The organism is Haladaptatus sp. AB643, from assembly GCF_024136975.1.
In the GTDB taxonomy this organism is placed as follows: domain Archaea; phylum Halobacteriota; class Halobacteria; order Halobacteriales; family Haladaptataceae; genus Haladaptatus.
The window spans coordinates 615060-629221 of sequence record NZ_JAMYJW010000001.1 but is presented as its reverse complement, the minus strand read 5'-3'; the positions used below and the strand labels follow the sequence as shown (position 1 = coordinate 629221).

Annotated in this window: 15 protein-coding genes; 4 read left to right on the top strand and 11 right to left on the bottom strand. The window is 61.7% G+C overall.

The features are described 5' to 3' along the window. Nucleotides 1-148: 148 nt before the first annotated feature. Nucleotides 149-1390, bottom strand: a complete 1242-nt coding sequence (locus NKF25_RS03180; RefSeq protein ID WP_253225267.1) for an FAD-dependent oxidoreductase — start codon at nucleotides 1388-1390, stop codon at nucleotides 149-151. A 116-nt stretch (nucleotides 1391-1506) separates the two neighbouring features. On the opposite strand from NKF25_RS03180, the gene NKF25_RS03175 reads away from it, so the two are divergent. Continuing rightward, entirely contained in the window at nucleotides 1507-2091 is a 585-nt protein-coding gene (locus NKF25_RS03175) for a DUF6149 family protein (protein WP_253225266.1), read from the top strand. Nucleotides 2092-2097: 6 nt separating this feature from the next. Here the strand turns inward: NKF25_RS03175 and NKF25_RS03170 are convergent, their stop codons facing one another. From NKF25_RS03170 to NKF25_RS03155, 4 genes are all read right to left on the bottom strand, one after another. Continuing rightward, nucleotides 2098-2535 carry a universal stress protein gene (locus tag NKF25_RS03170; RefSeq protein ID WP_253225265.1) on the bottom strand — a complete coding sequence of 146 codons (438 nt, stop codon included), beginning with the start codon at nucleotides 2533-2535 and terminating at the stop codon, nucleotides 2098-2100. Nucleotides 2536-2539: 4 nt separating this feature from the next. After that, the gene (locus NKF25_RS03165) at nucleotides 2540-3184 is read right to left on the bottom strand and encodes a DUF5828 family protein (protein WP_253225264.1); all 645 of its coding nucleotides are present in this window, start codon (nucleotides 3182-3184) and stop codon (nucleotides 2540-2542) included. A gap of 105 nt (nucleotides 3185-3289) precedes the next feature. Beyond that, on the bottom strand, nucleotides 3290-4459 hold the full coding sequence (locus NKF25_RS03160) for an inorganic phosphate transporter (RefSeq protein WP_253225263.1): 1170 nt from the start codon (nucleotides 4457-4459) through the stop codon (nucleotides 3290-3292). 57 nt (nucleotides 4460-4516) lie between these two features. Continuing rightward, complete coding sequence (locus tag NKF25_RS03155; RefSeq protein ID WP_253225262.1) at nucleotides 4517-5914, bottom strand: NAD(P)/FAD-dependent oxidoreductase; 1398 nt, start codon at nucleotides 5912-5914, stop codon at nucleotides 4517-4519. 442 nt (nucleotides 5915-6356) lie between these two features. Between NKF25_RS03155 and NKF25_RS03150 the strand changes: the two genes are divergently transcribed. Further along, on the top strand, nucleotides 6357-6590 hold the full coding sequence (locus tag NKF25_RS03150; protein ID WP_253225261.1) for a hypothetical protein: 234 nt from the start codon (nucleotides 6357-6359) through the stop codon (nucleotides 6588-6590). 41 nt (nucleotides 6591-6631) lie between these two features. On the opposite strand, the gene NKF25_RS03145 is transcribed toward NKF25_RS03150, so the two are convergent. From NKF25_RS03145 to NKF25_RS03135, 3 genes are read right to left on the bottom strand one after another with little or no spacing between them, the layout of a single operon-like run. Further along, complete coding sequence (locus tag NKF25_RS03145) at nucleotides 6632-6808, bottom strand: hypothetical protein (protein ID WP_253225260.1); 177 nt, start codon at nucleotides 6806-6808, stop codon at nucleotides 6632-6634. Nucleotides 6809-6856: 48 nt separating this feature from the next. Then, nucleotides 6857-7795, bottom strand: a complete 939-nt coding sequence (gene mptA, locus NKF25_RS03140; RefSeq protein WP_253225259.1) for a GTP cyclohydrolase MptA — start codon at nucleotides 7793-7795, stop codon at nucleotides 6857-6859. Between the two features lie 48 nt (nucleotides 7796-7843). Beyond that, nucleotides 7844-8668, bottom strand: coding sequence for an NAD(+)/NADH kinase (locus tag NKF25_RS03135; RefSeq protein WP_253225258.1), 825 nt, complete (start codon nucleotides 8666-8668; stop codon nucleotides 7844-7846). Between the two features lie 167 nt (nucleotides 8669-8835). Between NKF25_RS03135 and NKF25_RS03130 the strand changes: the two genes are divergently transcribed. Beyond that, entirely contained in the window at nucleotides 8836-10011 is a 1176-nt protein-coding gene (locus NKF25_RS03130; protein WP_253225257.1) for a KaiC domain-containing protein, read from the top strand. Nucleotides 10012-10330: 319 nt separating this feature from the next. On the opposite strand, the gene NKF25_RS03125 is transcribed toward NKF25_RS03130, so the two are convergent. Then, nucleotides 10331-10672: a hypothetical protein gene (locus NKF25_RS03125; RefSeq protein WP_066140978.1), complete on the bottom strand. Its 342-nt coding sequence runs from the start codon at nucleotides 10670-10672 to the stop codon at nucleotides 10331-10333. Between the two features lie 653 nt (nucleotides 10673-11325). Between NKF25_RS03125 and NKF25_RS03120 the strand changes: the two genes are divergently transcribed. Then, complete coding sequence (locus NKF25_RS03120) at nucleotides 11326-11646, top strand: hypothetical protein (protein ID WP_253225256.1); 321 nt, start codon at nucleotides 11326-11328, stop codon at nucleotides 11644-11646. 77 nt (nucleotides 11647-11723) lie between these two features. Here the strand turns inward: NKF25_RS03120 and NKF25_RS03115 are convergent, their stop codons facing one another. Beyond that, on the bottom strand, nucleotides 11724-12146 hold the full coding sequence (locus tag NKF25_RS03115; protein ID WP_253225255.1) for a universal stress protein: 423 nt from the start codon (nucleotides 12144-12146) through the stop codon (nucleotides 11724-11726). A 58-nt stretch (nucleotides 12147-12204) separates the two neighbouring features. After that, nucleotides 12205-14061 (bottom strand): ATP-binding protein, encoded by a 1857-nt coding sequence (locus NKF25_RS03110; protein WP_253225254.1) that lies wholly within the window; start codon nucleotides 14059-14061, stop codon nucleotides 12205-12207. Nucleotides 14062-14162 lie beyond the last annotated feature (101 nt).

Sequence of the window (14162 nt, the reverse complement as noted above, 5' to 3'; positions counted from 1 at the left end):
CGACCGATGTGGTCAGTGCTACCGATTGTCGTGGTGGGACTTAAACCTTCACGTCGAGACAATCGGGGCCGATTGTTGCGGCGACCCGTCGCCGGGGCAGTCGCTCTCGAAACTACGACAAAAAAAACCACCGCATCGCACGACGATCTTACTGTTCCTGTGGCTGTGCGAGCTTCTCGGGGTCGAACTGCTTTTCGAGGAGGACCTCCTTCTGGTCCGCACACTCGACTTCGTTGCGGATGAGGTCCTTGTACTTGCCCTGCGGGGCGAGGTCGCCGATCAGGACGCCGCCGACGAGTTTGCCGTCCTTGAACGAGAGACGCCGCCACTCGGTGTCGCTGTACTTCCGCTCGCACTCATCGTCGCCCAGCGTCGGGAACCCGAAGGAGAGGAACGGGAAGTCGAAGTGCGTGATGGAGTACGAGGAGACCCAGCGGAACTCCTCGGCTTCGTCGTCCGCGACCATGTTCTTGGCGGCGACGACACCCTGTTCCTTCGCGCTGCCCCACGATCCGTTCTGGGCGTACTCGTCCAGAATCGTGTCGTAGAACCGGGTGATGTCCCCTGCGGCGTAGATGTCGTCCACGCTCGTCTGCATGAACTGGTCGACGACGACGCCGTTGTCCGTCTCGACGCCGCTGCCCTGCAGGTACTCCGTGTTGAAGTTCAGACCGATGGCGACGCCGACGAAGTCGCTCTCGTACTCGTTGTCGTCCGCGTCGATGGTGGCGACGACGTTGCCGTCGTCGTCGGTCTTGAAGCCGTTGACGCCGCTTTCGAGGACGATATCGAGGCCCTTCTCTTCGAGCGCGTCGTGGATGATCTCCGCGCCGTCGAGGCTCAGACCGTAGCGCCACCAGCGGTTACCGCGCATGATGTACTTGGCGTCCACGTCCTGTGCGGCACAGATGGCGGCGAGGTCGATGCCGAGCAGTCCGGCACCGATGATGACACCGGTGTCCGCCGCTTCCGCGTGTTCGGCGATGCGTCGGGCGTCCTGGAACGTCCAGAAGTGGTGGATGCCGTCTGCGTCGCTGTTATCGACCGGAAGCTGTGTCGGCGTCCCGCCGGTGGCGACGAGCAGTTTGTCGTAGTCGTACGTTCCGCTCGCGTGCGTGTGGACCTCGTGTGCGTCCGGGTCGATGTCGGTGACGAACGTGTTCAGTTCGAGGTCGATGTCGCGCTCGTCGTACCAGTCGGGTTCGTGAATGGAGATCGGCGCTTCCGGAAGTTTTCCTTTGGCGAACTCCTTGATGAGAATGCGGTTGTACAGCGCTTCACCTTCGTCGGTGATGACTGCGATGTCAGCGTCTGGCTTCTCTTCACGGATGGTTTCGGCCGCGGAACTACCCGCGATACCATCCCCGATAATCACGTACGATTCGGTCATGTCTGAGACGTTCTTCGTCGGGATTAAAGTGGGTTGCTATCTGGAAGTCGGTATCAAACGACCACATAGAGGGGGTAGTCGGGACGTTGAAGACCTTCGCGTCCCAAGCCACGTGCATGAAAATCCACCAGAACGCGCGCCACTTCGCGTCGAAGAAGGCACTCGAACTGCCGGTCGTCAGGGACGTAACGAAGGCCGGATTGGTGAGAATGCACACCGGAATCTTCCTGGAGAAGGCCGACCCGGAGCACCGGGAAGAGCGGAAGGAACGCTTGGACGCGTTCTTCGATGCGACGATGGATTCGTACCTCGCCGCGCTACAAGCGGGCGCGCCGGAGGAGGAAGCCCGCGAAATCACGCACATCCAGTCCAACTTCGACTTCTACAATCACGGCTGGACGGAGATGATGGAATTCCCGAGCGACGAACTGGAGGAACATTACGAGCGCTACGAGACGTTCTTCTCGAACCACGACATCACCATCGCCGACCCGCTCGGCGACTTCGCGCCCGACGAGATACCGGAAGCGCCATCGACGCCCGAAAAACTGGACGATCCGGTCCACCCGCACGCGGAGGGTGGCTTCGCCGACGACGTGTACGTCGAAGGTGACGACGGCGAGATTCGTGTGGGCGGGTTCGACGAACCCGAGGACGTGGACATCTCGGACGCGGTCGGCGTGGACGAAGGCGAAGCCTGAGTCCGTTCAACTCTCGTCATTTCCCAATCGGATCACCAACACCGGCACGTCCGCGCGCCGGAGGACCGCCTCCGTGACGCTCCGTCGAAGCGGATAGCGGATACCGCCCCGCCCGTGCGTTCCCATCACGATGAGGTCGATACCCTGTTCGTCGGCGTACCGACGAATCGCTCGGTGTGGCTTCCCCTCGGCGATGGACCCTGCCGTCGTTCGGATTCCTTCTTCCTCCGCGCGATCGATCAGATCTTCGACCGTCCGTTTCGATTCCGTCTCGAACTCCTCGTACATCGCCTCGCGCTTTTCCCCGTCGTCAGCGTCGCCCGCATTGACTACGGACAGCGTGTAGAGCGCGGCGTCGTACGTTTTCGCGGCGTCGAGCGCGTACGGAATCGCGTTCGCCGCCGCGTCGCTGCCGTCGATGGGGACGAGAATTCGGTCGTACATGTCGTCACTCCACCGGGTCGATTCCCTCGGCGGCCTCGGCGGAATCGGTCCGCTTTTCGGTCTCGCCACGCCAGCGGTCGACGTCCTCGTACTCCTTCAGTCGGTCGCCGACGCGACCCTTGAGGTCGTCGTCGTTGATGTTCACCTCGAAGGTGTATTCGTTTCCGCTCCGACCGCGTTCGACGTTCGCGCTGACGAGTTCGTTGTCGAAGTACACCGGCGACACCTGCGTCATGACGTGTTTGTACACCGTTTCCTCGACGGTTCGAAGCGCCTTCCGCCCCACCGTATCGGCCGCACGCGTCGCATATTCGACGGTATCTTGCCCTTCATCGACCGCGTCGTCGATGTCGCCCTCGGCGAGTTCCGACACTGTGTCTCCGAGTTCCTCCCGTGCTGTCTTCACGTCCTCCGTCGGCGTCTTCCCTGCCTTTTCCCCCTCCCCGCGTGACGCGCTCGCTTGCTCCGCAGTCTTCTCTTTGACGTCCTCTCTCAGTCGCTCGTGTACTTTCGGCCGCCACTCGTTCCAGTCGTCGAAGGCACGACCCTCGACGGATTCCGCTTCGAGCGCCGTCGTGATTCTCTCGCCGTGTTCGACGATGGTCACCCAGTCCCCCGTCTCCTTGAAGCCAGCAACGCTCTCCTCCATATCGCGTGGTACGCTCGCAACGGATATCTAGATTTTTGACAAATACCCGGAGTCGCGGTGTTACGGTAACGGACTGCGGTGAATCGTTAGCATCACGAGACGTGACTAAATCAGTCCGACGCCGACGAACGCGCCGTAGGCCAACACGAACGAGAGGAGCAACGAGACGACCCACCCGAGGACGGTGTAGGACATCTTCTTCTTGCTGACGCGTCCGGCCCCCGCCGCGTAACCGCTCCCGATGATGGCACTGACGACGATTTCGTTGAACGAGACGGGTATGCCGAACAGCACCGCCGTCTGCGCGATGGCGAACGCCGGAATCAGCGCGGCGGTCGCCCGTCGCGGCCCGAGCGACGAGAAGTCCCGCGCGAGCGCCTTGATCATCCGCGGCGCACCCATCCACGCGCCGAGCATGACGCCGATACCGCCGAACAGGAGGACGACGGCGAGCGAGAGTCCGATGGGTATCGTCATCGGTGCGAGCGGCCCGACGGCGAGACCGACTTGGCTCCCGCCTGCCGAGAACGAGACGAGCGCGCCGATACCGAACAGCAGGTGTCGCTGTCCCGTCTTGACGTCGGTACGCACCTCGATCAGGAGTATCACGCCGAAGACGAGCGCGACGAACAGGGTCGCCGCGACGAGACCGGCGAGCGACGGAACGGGGAGGCTTTCGGCTGCCACCGCGGCGACCGACGCGCCGCCCGATTCCGGCGCGAGGAAGGTGAACGGCGAGTTGGCGAGGATGAGGCCGACGATGGCCCCGAACAGCGGAATCGAGTACTCGTCCGGTACGTCGTCACGCCGGATCAGGCGGGCGAGTCCGTACGCGATTCCGCCGCAGAAGACCGGCGTCAGCACCCACAGGAGCAGGATTTGCTGATACTTCGCGTACGCCGGTGCTCCGCCGAGTGCCAACCCGACGCCGATGACCGCACCGGTCGCGGTAAAGGCCGTCGCGAGCGGATAGCCCGCGAAGATTCCGATCGCGACGAGTCCGGCGGCGACGACGAGCGCGATGACGGCCGCTACCGGCGAGAGCGTCACGCCGTTGATGAGTCCGGCGGAAATCGCTTCCGTGACGTTCTGTCCCTGAACCACCGCGCCCAGAATCCCGAACAGACCGGTGAAGAAGGCCGCTCGCATGACCGTCATCCGACGAGCGCCGACGCCGGGCGCGTACGGCGTCCACCCCGCGCCGACCGTCCACGCCATGAAGAAACTCGCCACTGCGCCGATACCGACGATTCCCAACTGCCCCACCCCAACCATGATGCATAATGGAAGCGACGAGCGGGCAAAACCCTGCGCGTGGCGTATTCGAGGTGGTTATGAGGACTGCTGGTAGTCGTTCGGATCGACGACGACTTTCTGGCCCGCGATTCTGTCCGCACATTCGTAGCCCGCGACGATGCCGCCGTTCAGGCTACGCTCGGGGTACTGGGCCTTGCTCGCCATTCCGGCGTAGTAGATGCCGTCCGCGATGTCGTCTCCGAGGTCGTACGGGACGACCATGTCGAGATAGCCGCGTTCGTACACCGGCGCGGCGCGCGCGTTGCGGGCGAGGCGGAACTCGGACACCGACGAGCGGTCCCAGTCGGGGAACATCTCCTCGATGTGACCCAGCCACAGGTCCTCGACTTCCTCGTCGTTCATCCCCCACAACTCCTCCTCGTAGTCCTGAATGTAGCTGGCGACGTACAGCAGGTGGTCGCCGCCGTAGCGCTCCGGCGGGATGTAGTTGGTGTGCTCGATGAGCGCGCCGAAGGGCGCGTCGTGTCCGATGTTGAGCCAGTAGGTGTCGGTCAGCGGTTCGTCCATCGTCACGAGCGCACAGACCGCCCCTTGGAAGTCGATGGTGCACTCGTATCCCGTCAACTCTTCGAGGACGTTCGGCATCGCGGCGACGACGACGTCGTCCACGTCGTGCGTCTCGGTCGCGGTGTCGCCATCCGAACTTCCGCCGTCCGCGGCGGCGACTTCCGCGCTCCCCGCCGGTTTCGTCGTGAGCGACGTGACCTGCCCGTCCTCGCTGTCGAGGTCGGTGACGTACACGCCGGTCGTGATGTTCTCCCTGCCGACCTCCTCGACAAGCCCGTCGATGAGACGGCCGAACCCACCGCGGAGGTAGCCCAGCGGTTCGCCGCGCAGGAGGTCGCGCTCGCCGCGGAACTTGATGCGTCCGAGGAGCCACGCCGCGCTCACGTCCTCCTTTCTGCTGCCGAACTTCGCGTCCAGAAGCGGCCCGAAGAAGTTCTCGTAGACGCCGCGCGAGGTGTGCTCGATGAGGAACTGGTCTATCGGCACGTCTTCGTAATCCTCCAGTCGTTCGTAGGAATCGAACTTCGGAATCCCGCCCCGGATGTCGATTTCCTGCGTGAGGAGCGCCAACCGGAACTTGTCGTAGGCGCTCATGTGCGGGTAAGCGAGGATTTCCCACGGCTTGTCGAGCGGGTGGACGACCCCATCGACGTAGTAGGCGTTCTTCCCGATGGGCCACTCCAAGTCGTCGTCCAATCCGAGTTCACCCATGAGGTCGATGATGGTCTCCTCCGAGGCGGAGAGGTGGTGGTAGAACTTCTCGATGCGGTCCCCGTTCGTCTCGTAGGTCGCGGCGAGTCCACCGAGGTCGTCGCTCGCTTCGAATACCTGCACGTCGTAGCCGTGCTGTTGGAGGCGGTAGGCGGCGGCCAATCCGGCGATTCCCCCACCAACGATACCTATCATAGTCCGTCGATTCGTCCCCCCGTGGAATACGTGTTACGACCCAGCAATCGGACAGGTTCGAACGAAAAGTGGTTTCGAAAACCACGCTCGCTACGATGAGTTAGAATAGATTTCGATCGGTTTGCGACTGCAGCAACTGTGAGAAAGACCTCGAAAGCCCCCGCCCGCTCGCTCTGAGACGAATTTGAAGGTTTTGCGACTGCAGCGACTACGAAGAAGGCCCAGAAAGCCCCCCGACCGCGAACGGACGGGGGCTTTCGAGGAGGTATACTTCTCAGCAACTGTGATCGCAAAACCATCATACACGAATCGTAGCGAACGGACAGGGGCTTTCAGGGCCTTCTTCATCGCTCCAAAGTTGGAATCGTTTCCTATCAAACGGCCACGAAAAATCAGACCGGATACAGAACGTATTTGTTACTGACGAATCGAGTATCACATGATGTCCTCCGATACGTCCCCATCCCGGTCCCGCCGCCTCTTCGGTCCCGTTCACGTCCTTCCGAGGTCTCTCTCCCGGCAACTGTTCGGTCTCCTCCTCGCGTTCATCGCGGTCGAAATCATCGACTGGGCCATCGACCCGCACACCGTCCCCGCCTCGGCCGTCCTCTACGGTGCCATCGGCCTGTTCATCCTCGGTAACGGGCTATACGTCGGCGGCGTTCGGATTCGATAGCGAGCACACGTTTTCCGCGGGAAACCGATGCGGATCGTGGATCACTCCGAGAATTCGTTCGAAACGCTGTTCGTGAGGCCCAACAGGCCGATGAGCAGTCCGAGAATCATTATCCAGTATCCAGCGTTCGGACCGAGCGGTCTCCCATCCATGATCGAGTTGAACCCACCGAAAAGGACGACCAGAATTCCAAACAGAATCACGTCTCGACCGATCATGCTCGGTCGATGTCCACGAAATAATAGAAAATAAACTGTTTCGCCGACTTATTCGCGGTCCGATTCGGCGACTTCCTCGCGCAGGGTTCCCACCTCGGCCACGCGCTCGGCGTGGGCGTTGTGCTGGTGGATGGACTCGTCGTTGCTCTGTTTCATCGTCACGACGGCGTCGTCCGGCAGGTCGGGGAAGCTATCGACCACGCCGTGGGCCATGTCGCGCACGCAGTCCTCGACGAACTTCGCGTCGGCGTGGGCCTGAAACGTCATGTGATCCTCGTCGGGACGCTTGGCGAGGTTGTAAATCCGCGCGCTCATCGAATCGCGCGCGACCTCGATGAGTTCGTGGAGGTCCACCTCGGGCGCGCCCGCGCTCTCGACGGTGAGCGTGGCGTGGCCGCGCTGGGAGTGACCCGCCTGCGGAATCTCGCGCAGGAACTCCTTGACTTCGCGCTCGCCGACGCCGAGGTCGAGCAGTTTCTCCTCCGCACGGCCGGACATCATGCCCTGCGAGCAGGGGCAGACGGTCATGCCCGTGACGCGCGCGCCGATCTCTTCCGTGGTCTCCTCCTCGGTCGCCGTCGCGCTGGCGATGACGTCCACCATGGCTTGGGTGGGCCGCTCGCTCTCGGGGGTCCTGTCGCGCACCATGAACTCAGCTTCCATGCTGACTTCGGCCTTCGAGGTGTAGTCGTGCTTTTCGAGTAGTCGTTCTGCGGCGTCGCCGCACACGTCTTCGAGGCGGTAGGTCGGCTCCTCGACGGCGTCTTCGAGGACTTCGTCCACGACCTCCATGTTTCGGCTCATGTCCGCGCCCTTGCGCCAACTCGGGAGGTCCACCAGCACGTCGAATTCGGCGGTGAGAACGTACGGTCGTTTGTCCGGTCGGGCGACCTCGACCAGTTTCTCGACTCCGGTTACTCCCACTCGGTTCAACCCGACGGTCACGTCAGGCTCAGTCGCCTGTACGTCGGGAAGTTGCCCTTTCATTGTGGTTTCCTTACGGGAGGCAGAATTAGAGGCTTCCGCTTCCGGCAGCTAGTCGAGCTTTCCGAGCGCTTCGAAGAACGTCGGAGACGGACCGGCGATTCTGGCCGGTTCGGAGGACGCGGAGACGGTGATCGTCTCCGGAAGGTCGATGCGGGCCTGTTTCCCGTCGCTTCCGACGACCGCGGAGGGTGCATTCGTCACGCGGATCTCCACGTCGTGATTCGGCTCGAACACCAGCGGCGGCATCGGGTGCGATGCGCACATCTCGGTGAGGATGAGACCGTTCACGCTCGGGTGGACCAACGGCCCACCCTCGCTGAGGTTGTACGCCGTGCTCCCGGTCGGCGTCGAAACCAATATGCCGTCGGCGTGGCCGCTGCCGTACTCCACATCGTCGACGTGGATCTCGTAGTCGATCCCCTGTCCGTGACCACGCTGTGCGCCCTGCACGACGATTTCGTTCAATGCGGGATGGACCGACCAGTCGCCCTCGCCGGTCGCTTCCAGCCGTGGTACTTCGCGCGACGGAATCTCTCCCGAGTCCAGATATTCGCTGACGACCTCGCGGACTTCACGAACGGCGTCTTCCGGGGCGACGGCGTTCAGAAATCCGACTTCGCCGAGGTTCACACCGAGTATCGGCGTCCCACCCGCACCGCTCGCGGAGAAGAGAAACGTGCCGTCGCCGCCGATGCTGACGACGAGATCGTTTTCCGCCATTCGGCTCACATCGACGCCGTCGATACCCAAGTGCTCGGCAGTTGCCGTGTCGAGGTGAACCGTCACGGTATCGTCTCGGAGTGTCTCACGTAGTTTCCCCGCAAGTGTCGCGGCCCGCTCGTTTCCTCGCTGCGCGACGATGCCGACGTTCATCACGCCCTCGTTCTCCCTCGGTGCTCAAAAAGCCGCCGACACGAACATTAATTTACGCAGAGTGCCAGTGACAGGACGATGATAGCTGTCGCTCGGATACGGACGCGGACGACCGAACCACCGTGCCACGGGCCACGTCAAACCACGAACGGCCAGGAGGAAGCGGTGTGAGCGACGACGACGATTGGTTCGAGACCGCACTCCGAGATGGGGAGGCGGACGATGCGGATGAAGTGGAAGTGGATGAGGCAAACGCGGACGAGACGAACGCGGATGAAGAGGACGCGGACGACCCCGACAAATCGGACGGCGATATCGAACCGGAAACGGGAGCGGTGACTGACTCGACGGACGGCGACCCCGACCCGGTCCCGGAAACGTCGCCGGAGGCGGAGTCCGACGATAAACCGCTGTTCGACGACGACTTCGCCAGCGCGTTCGCATCAGCCCCCAACATGGGCGGAACCGAACCGGACTTCGACGACGATGGCAACTTCGGCGGCGACGCCGGTGCCGATGGGTTCGACGCCAGTGGATTCGACGCAGGCGGGTTCGGTGGCGGCAGTGACTTCGATGGCGGTAGCGGCGGATTCGGCGGCGGCCCGTCCAGTACCAACTTCGACGACGAGGAGTTCGAGTCAGCGATTCCACGCATCGACATCGGGATCGACGGTCTCGATAGGATGATCCAGGGCGGCGTCCCCCAGCACACCCTGATGGTCGCAATCGGCAACGCGGGGACCGGAAAAACCACGTTCGGGCTTCAGTTCCTGAACCACGCCCTCGAACGCGGCGAGAAGGCCGTCTACGTCACGCTGGAGGAAAGCCACCAACGAATCGTGGACAGCGCGACCGAGAAAGGCTGGCCCTACGACGAGTACGTCGAAGACGGAAAACTCGCGGTCGTGGACTTGGACCCCATCGAGATGGCCAACTCGCTGTCGAGCATCCGCAGCGAACTACCGGGACTCGTCCGCGATTTCGGTGCCACGCGCCTCGTCCTCGACTCCGTCTCGCTCCTCGAAATGATGTACGAGGAACAGGCCACCCGCCGCAACGAAATCTACGACTTCACCCGCAGTCTCAAGGAAGCGGGCGTCACCACCATGCTCACGAGCGAGGCCAGCGACGACAACCCCTACGCCTCACGCCACGGCATCATCGAGTACCTCACCGACGCCGTGTTCGTCCTCCGCTACGTCCGAAGCGAGGACGAATTCATCGAAACCCGACTCGCCATCGAAATCCAAAAGATCCGCGACGCCAACCACTCCCGCGACATCAAACCCTACGACATCACGGACGAGGGAATCAGCGTGTACCAGCAGGCCAATCTCTTCTAAACGACCTTTTGCTGTGGTCGCTGTCAGGGATGCCGACGGCACCCGTCGGCATCCCTGATGGCTCCCTGGCAAAATGTCGATCAAAAGCGCTCCTCCCTCACTTCGCTTCGGAAGACGCAATGCGTCTTCCGTGCCCTCGTTCGTTTCACTCACGAGGACTTCGCTCCGTTCAGTCGTCGGCCCGGAAAATCTCCGATTTTCCGGCGGAATTGCTAGCGACTAGTGGTTGTGTCGTAGGCCGTCTCTGGTGGTTGTGAAAACTCCAATTCTCTTTAAAACACCCTGGAGCGTGCGGAAGTGGAGAGAACCAAGTAGAATCTCAGATGACGACGATGATAGTCCCAACGAAGCTCCAGAGGACGATTCCGAGGAGGTAAAACGTGAGAATCGCTCGATTGTTCGTGGGGAGTGAGGACCCGATATGGACCTGGGATGGTGCGGCGTCCATTTCTGTATAGTCTTCTCCACCACCACCATCGCCATCCATCTGCATGGTCGGACCGCTTCCGGTCCGTGCATGGAGAAGGGAGAACACGAACAGGGACACGATTAGCAGTAGGACGATGGCTCGGCCCAAGAAATACGCGAGCGGAACGACCGTCACACCCGCTGCAACGACGGTGTACGCGAGGAGAGCAGAGGCGAGTGTATTTCGTTCCATATCCCACGGTAGTGAGTTGTGGTTATGAGTTTTCTGAAAAGAACCGAAATCCCGACTCCCTTGAAACCCGTAGACCGTGACAGAGAGAGCGTGCTGAATACTGGTGCGAATCCCACATCACTGACTGGGAGTTCGTGGTGCAAATTACGCAGGTCTATTTCGACTTTACAGAAGAGATTTACCGGGTCTCGCGTTCATATCTGATATGTATTCAACACGTCTCTTACAGGCAATCGGTACTCTTGGTATCGTTAGCGGTGGTATCCTGATTTGGTATGGATTCCAGCGGCAGATGTGTTCGATGGTAGGCGGTCCCGGGGATCACTGCTCACCAAATATCGTCTATTTACTCCCCGGAATTCTCATCGCTTTCGTTGGAATCGGTCTTCTGATATTTCTGCACCGACGTAATCCGGCCGATTCAACGGAAACGGGCGTGTGAAAGATACGCGCACCAGATTCGGAACGTCCGTATTGGTTGTCAGAATCAGTATGGTTACGAGGGACCGAAATCCCGTCCGGCGGTCGTGCCACTGGCCGTTTCTGGCGGTTGTGCAGATTCCGTCGCTGACGGTCATCTCAGTGGCCAACGAGACCAACCGATTCAGTCGAGCGTGAGCATACGTTATTAGGGAATAAATTGATTATCGAATATGAACTTCGAGAGATATCGTGAGTATCCGGTTATCGGAAAGACGATATTCAGCGACCCCGCTGGGGGCCTCTACGGGTGGTCGTTTTTTGCGTTCAGCGTGTTGCTCGCGGGGTACGCTCTCGTCGTCCGGGGAGCCAAAGTCGGTATCCTCGCGGGTGGGGGACTGCTCCTTCTCTCGGTGCCGAACGTCCTGCCGGAGCGGTACTATCGCACTGCAGTCGTCCTCCGCGTCATTGCGTTGCTGTACTACGTTGCTCTGTGGATGATGATTCTGGTTTATTTCCCCAATGTACTCTCCTTCTTCGAAGGGAACTGGTGATAATGAAAGCGTCTCGGCTGGCAACCCGTGTTTCACAGCCACTATCTTCTGCACGACATCTGGTGAGTTCTGCCGAATTACCGAACGACGGTCACGGGAACCGGCGAGCGTCGGACGACCGTTTCCGCGACGCTTCCGAGAAGGATTCGGGAGACGCCCGAACGGCCGTGACTGCCCATCACGACGTGGTCGAAGTCCTCGGCGGCAGTGACGATGGTTTGGGCGGGTTGCCCGACGTCGGTTATCGTCGAGACCGTGGTTCCGTACTCGTCGGCCTTCTCCTGTGCCTCCGCGAACAACTCCTCCGCGTTCTCCTTCGAGTCCTCGTACCACTCCTCGGAGTAACCGGGCATTCCGACCGTCGACGTGTAGCCGACATCGATGGGGTCGATGACGTTGATGACGGTGGCCTCCGCGTCCGGGAATTCCTCGAACGTGTACGACAGTGCCTTCGTCGCGTGCTCCGAACCGTCTATCGGAATGAGTATTTTCTCTACCATGGTTGGAGAGACACATCGCCATCACATAGCGTTTTATCCAATTCTCCTCTCGTGAGACTCAATCCCTGCCGTGGCGGGTGACGCACTTCGGCAGGCCGGTGATTTCGACGGGTTCGGAGTTGTCCGGCGAGTAGACGACCATCTGTCCCTTCTCCATGTACGGCACCTTCTTCTCCAGCGTGGTCGGGATGTTCACGCTCTTGATGGCGTCCTCGTCGCCGAGGTTCAGGACGACGGTCGTGTTGATTTGCTTGAACACGGGTTCCGCGATGTCCTGTGGGTCCTGCGTGATGAGGAACAACCCGAGTCGTTCCTTGCGGCCCTGCTTGGCCGCGTCGGTGAACTTGCCGATGACCTGCCGAGCCTGCACGCTGTCGGCGTTCGAGAGGAAGTTGTGCGCCTCGTCCATGCCGACGAGGAGCGGGGTCTCCTTGATGGTCGGGTAGTTCGGCGCGTTCGAGAGCTTCTCGTCGATGAGCAGGCTCGACACGGCGAGGACGACCATCTCCTTCGCCCGACTCGACGGCAGGTGGTAGGTCGGCACGACCGACAGCCGCCCCGAGCGAACGAACTGCGGGACGAGGTCGGTGATGGGGTCCGCCGCTTGATCGAACACGCCGCCCGGAACGGAGCGGGCACGGCGTTTCACGGCGTCGAACGTGGCCTCGTGTACCCGCCCGCTCTCGTCCAGTTCCTCGCGGAGCGCCGGGTCGTCGAGGAAACTCAGGAACTCCTGGTACGTCCCGCCGTCGCCGCGCTCTCGGAAGAACCGATTGAGCAGGTGTGTCAGCGCGCCGTACTGGTTGTCGTTGAGGCTCGCGCCCGCGACGAGCCACTGGTTGCCCCGAACCATCGAGAACGGAATCGTGAACTCGACCTGCTCGGCGTCGTGGTGGCTCGCGGCATACGTCTCGCCGCCGACTTTCGGGACGAACGCCACCGTCTCGTCGTGGCCGCCGTGGGCGACGCCCTCGCGTTCCCACGCGCGTTCGTCCTCGGCCGTCACGTCCGGGTTGTCGTCGTGCATCTGGGCGTACTCGTCCTGCGGGTCGAACTGCACGACAGCCATCCGGGCGTTTCGCCCGTCGTCCATCGGATACGTCCGTTCCTCGGCGAGATACTGCCGGAGGATGTTCTTCGCGCCGTGGGTCTTTCCCGACCCGGTGCCACCCGCCACGAGCGAGTGCCGGAAGACGAGCGGGTCGCCCGAGTCGTAATCGTCCTTCACGCGGTAGTCGATGGTCGGCGGTTGGGCGGCCGTCCGAACCTTTTCGCCCCCGACCGAGAGGTGGCCCAGAAAGACGCCGTTCTCGGGAATCTTCAATCCCGTCTTGATCTCTCCCTTGTCGCTGGCCTGTCGAACCACCGTCTCGGGTTTCGGCACGCGGTCGGTCATCCGCCGCTTCAGGTCGTCGCCGTCCGCGAAGAGCACCGCGATGGGCTCCAACGTCGCCATGAACTTGTAGTCCGTCTCGTCTATCGATCCGTTTCGCATCGCCCGGCGGGCGTGAATCTCGGTGGCGTCGTCGCTGTGGAACTCCTGTGCGTATTCGAGCGTCGTGATGCGACAGAACAGCTTTTCGCCGTCCGGGTAGGGGACGAGCAGGTACTTCCCGATCCGCACGTCGCCCCGGTTCGGCGCGGTGATGTACGCCCGTAGGCAGGTATCGTCGCTCTCCTCGCCGATGGAGAGTCCCTCGGAGACGGCGAGACTGCCGATACCGTAATCGTCGCCGACCGGGTCGAGGTCCATCCGATCGAAGCCGTCGTTCCGCCCTGCATCCGTCGTTCCCTCGCGTCCCGTGCTTCCCTCGTCACCGTTTTCGGCAGTCTCCCCGTCCGTTTCCGCCGATTCCGACGCCGACGAGTCGCCGGAGTCGCTCCCGAAATCCGAGAAGTCGCCCAAATCGCTCATGGACCTGCCATCTCGTGCGTGATTGAAACGTGTTTCGCACGGGTGGCGGTCGGCGCGGATGGTAATGTGTCATCGCACCCTCCGTCACGACCACCACCGTG

What these genes read in the sequence shown, in the direction of transcription:
- NKF25_RS03180 (WP_253225267.1), bottom strand. Translation starts at nt 1,390, where the DNA reads ATGACCGAATCGTACGTGATTATCGGGGATGGTATCGCGGGTAGTTCC.
- mptA (WP_253225259.1), bottom strand. Translation starts at nt 7,795, where the DNA reads ATGAAAGGGCAACTTCCCGACGTACAGGCGACTGAGCCTGACGTGACC.
- NKF25_RS03175 (WP_253225266.1), top strand. Translation starts at nt 1,507, where the DNA reads ATGAAAATCCACCAGAACGCGCGCCACTTCGCGTCGAAGAAGGCACTC.
- NKF25_RS03155 (WP_253225262.1), bottom strand. Translation starts at nt 5,914, where the DNA reads ATGATAGGTATCGTTGGTGGGGGAATCGCCGGATTGGCCGCCGCCTAC.
- NKF25_RS03150 (WP_253225261.1), top strand. Translation starts at nt 6,357, where the DNA reads ATGTCCTCCGATACGTCCCCATCCCGGTCCCGCCGCCTCTTCGGTCCC.
- NKF25_RS03110 (WP_253225254.1), bottom strand. Translation starts at nt 14,061, where the DNA reads ATGAGCGATTTGGGCGACTTCTCGGATTTCGGGAGCGACTCCGGCGAC.
- NKF25_RS03160 (WP_253225263.1), bottom strand. Translation starts at nt 4,459, where the DNA reads ATGGTTGGGGTGGGGCAGTTGGGAATCGTCGGTATCGGCGCAGTGGCG.
- NKF25_RS03165 (WP_253225264.1), bottom strand. Translation starts at nt 3,184, where the DNA reads ATGGAGGAGAGCGTTGCTGGCTTCAAGGAGACGGGGGACTGGGTGACC.
- NKF25_RS03170 (WP_253225265.1), bottom strand. Translation starts at nt 2,535, where the DNA reads ATGTACGACCGAATTCTCGTCCCCATCGACGGCAGCGACGCGGCGGCG.
- NKF25_RS03125 (WP_066140978.1), bottom strand. Translation starts at nt 10,672, where the DNA reads ATGGAACGAAATACACTCGCCTCTGCTCTCCTCGCGTACACCGTCGTT.
- NKF25_RS03145 (WP_253225260.1), bottom strand. Translation starts at nt 6,808, where the DNA reads ATGATCGGTCGAGACGTGATTCTGTTTGGAATTCTGGTCGTCCTTTTC.
- NKF25_RS03115 (WP_253225255.1), bottom strand. Translation starts at nt 12,146, where the DNA reads ATGGTAGAGAAAATACTCATTCCGATAGACGGTTCGGAGCACGCGACG.
- NKF25_RS03120 (WP_253225256.1), top strand. Translation starts at nt 11,326, where the DNA reads ATGAACTTCGAGAGATATCGTGAGTATCCGGTTATCGGAAAGACGATA.
- NKF25_RS03135 (WP_253225258.1), bottom strand. Translation starts at nt 8,668, where the DNA reads ATGAACGTCGGCATCGTCGCGCAGCGAGGAAACGAGCGGGCCGCGACA.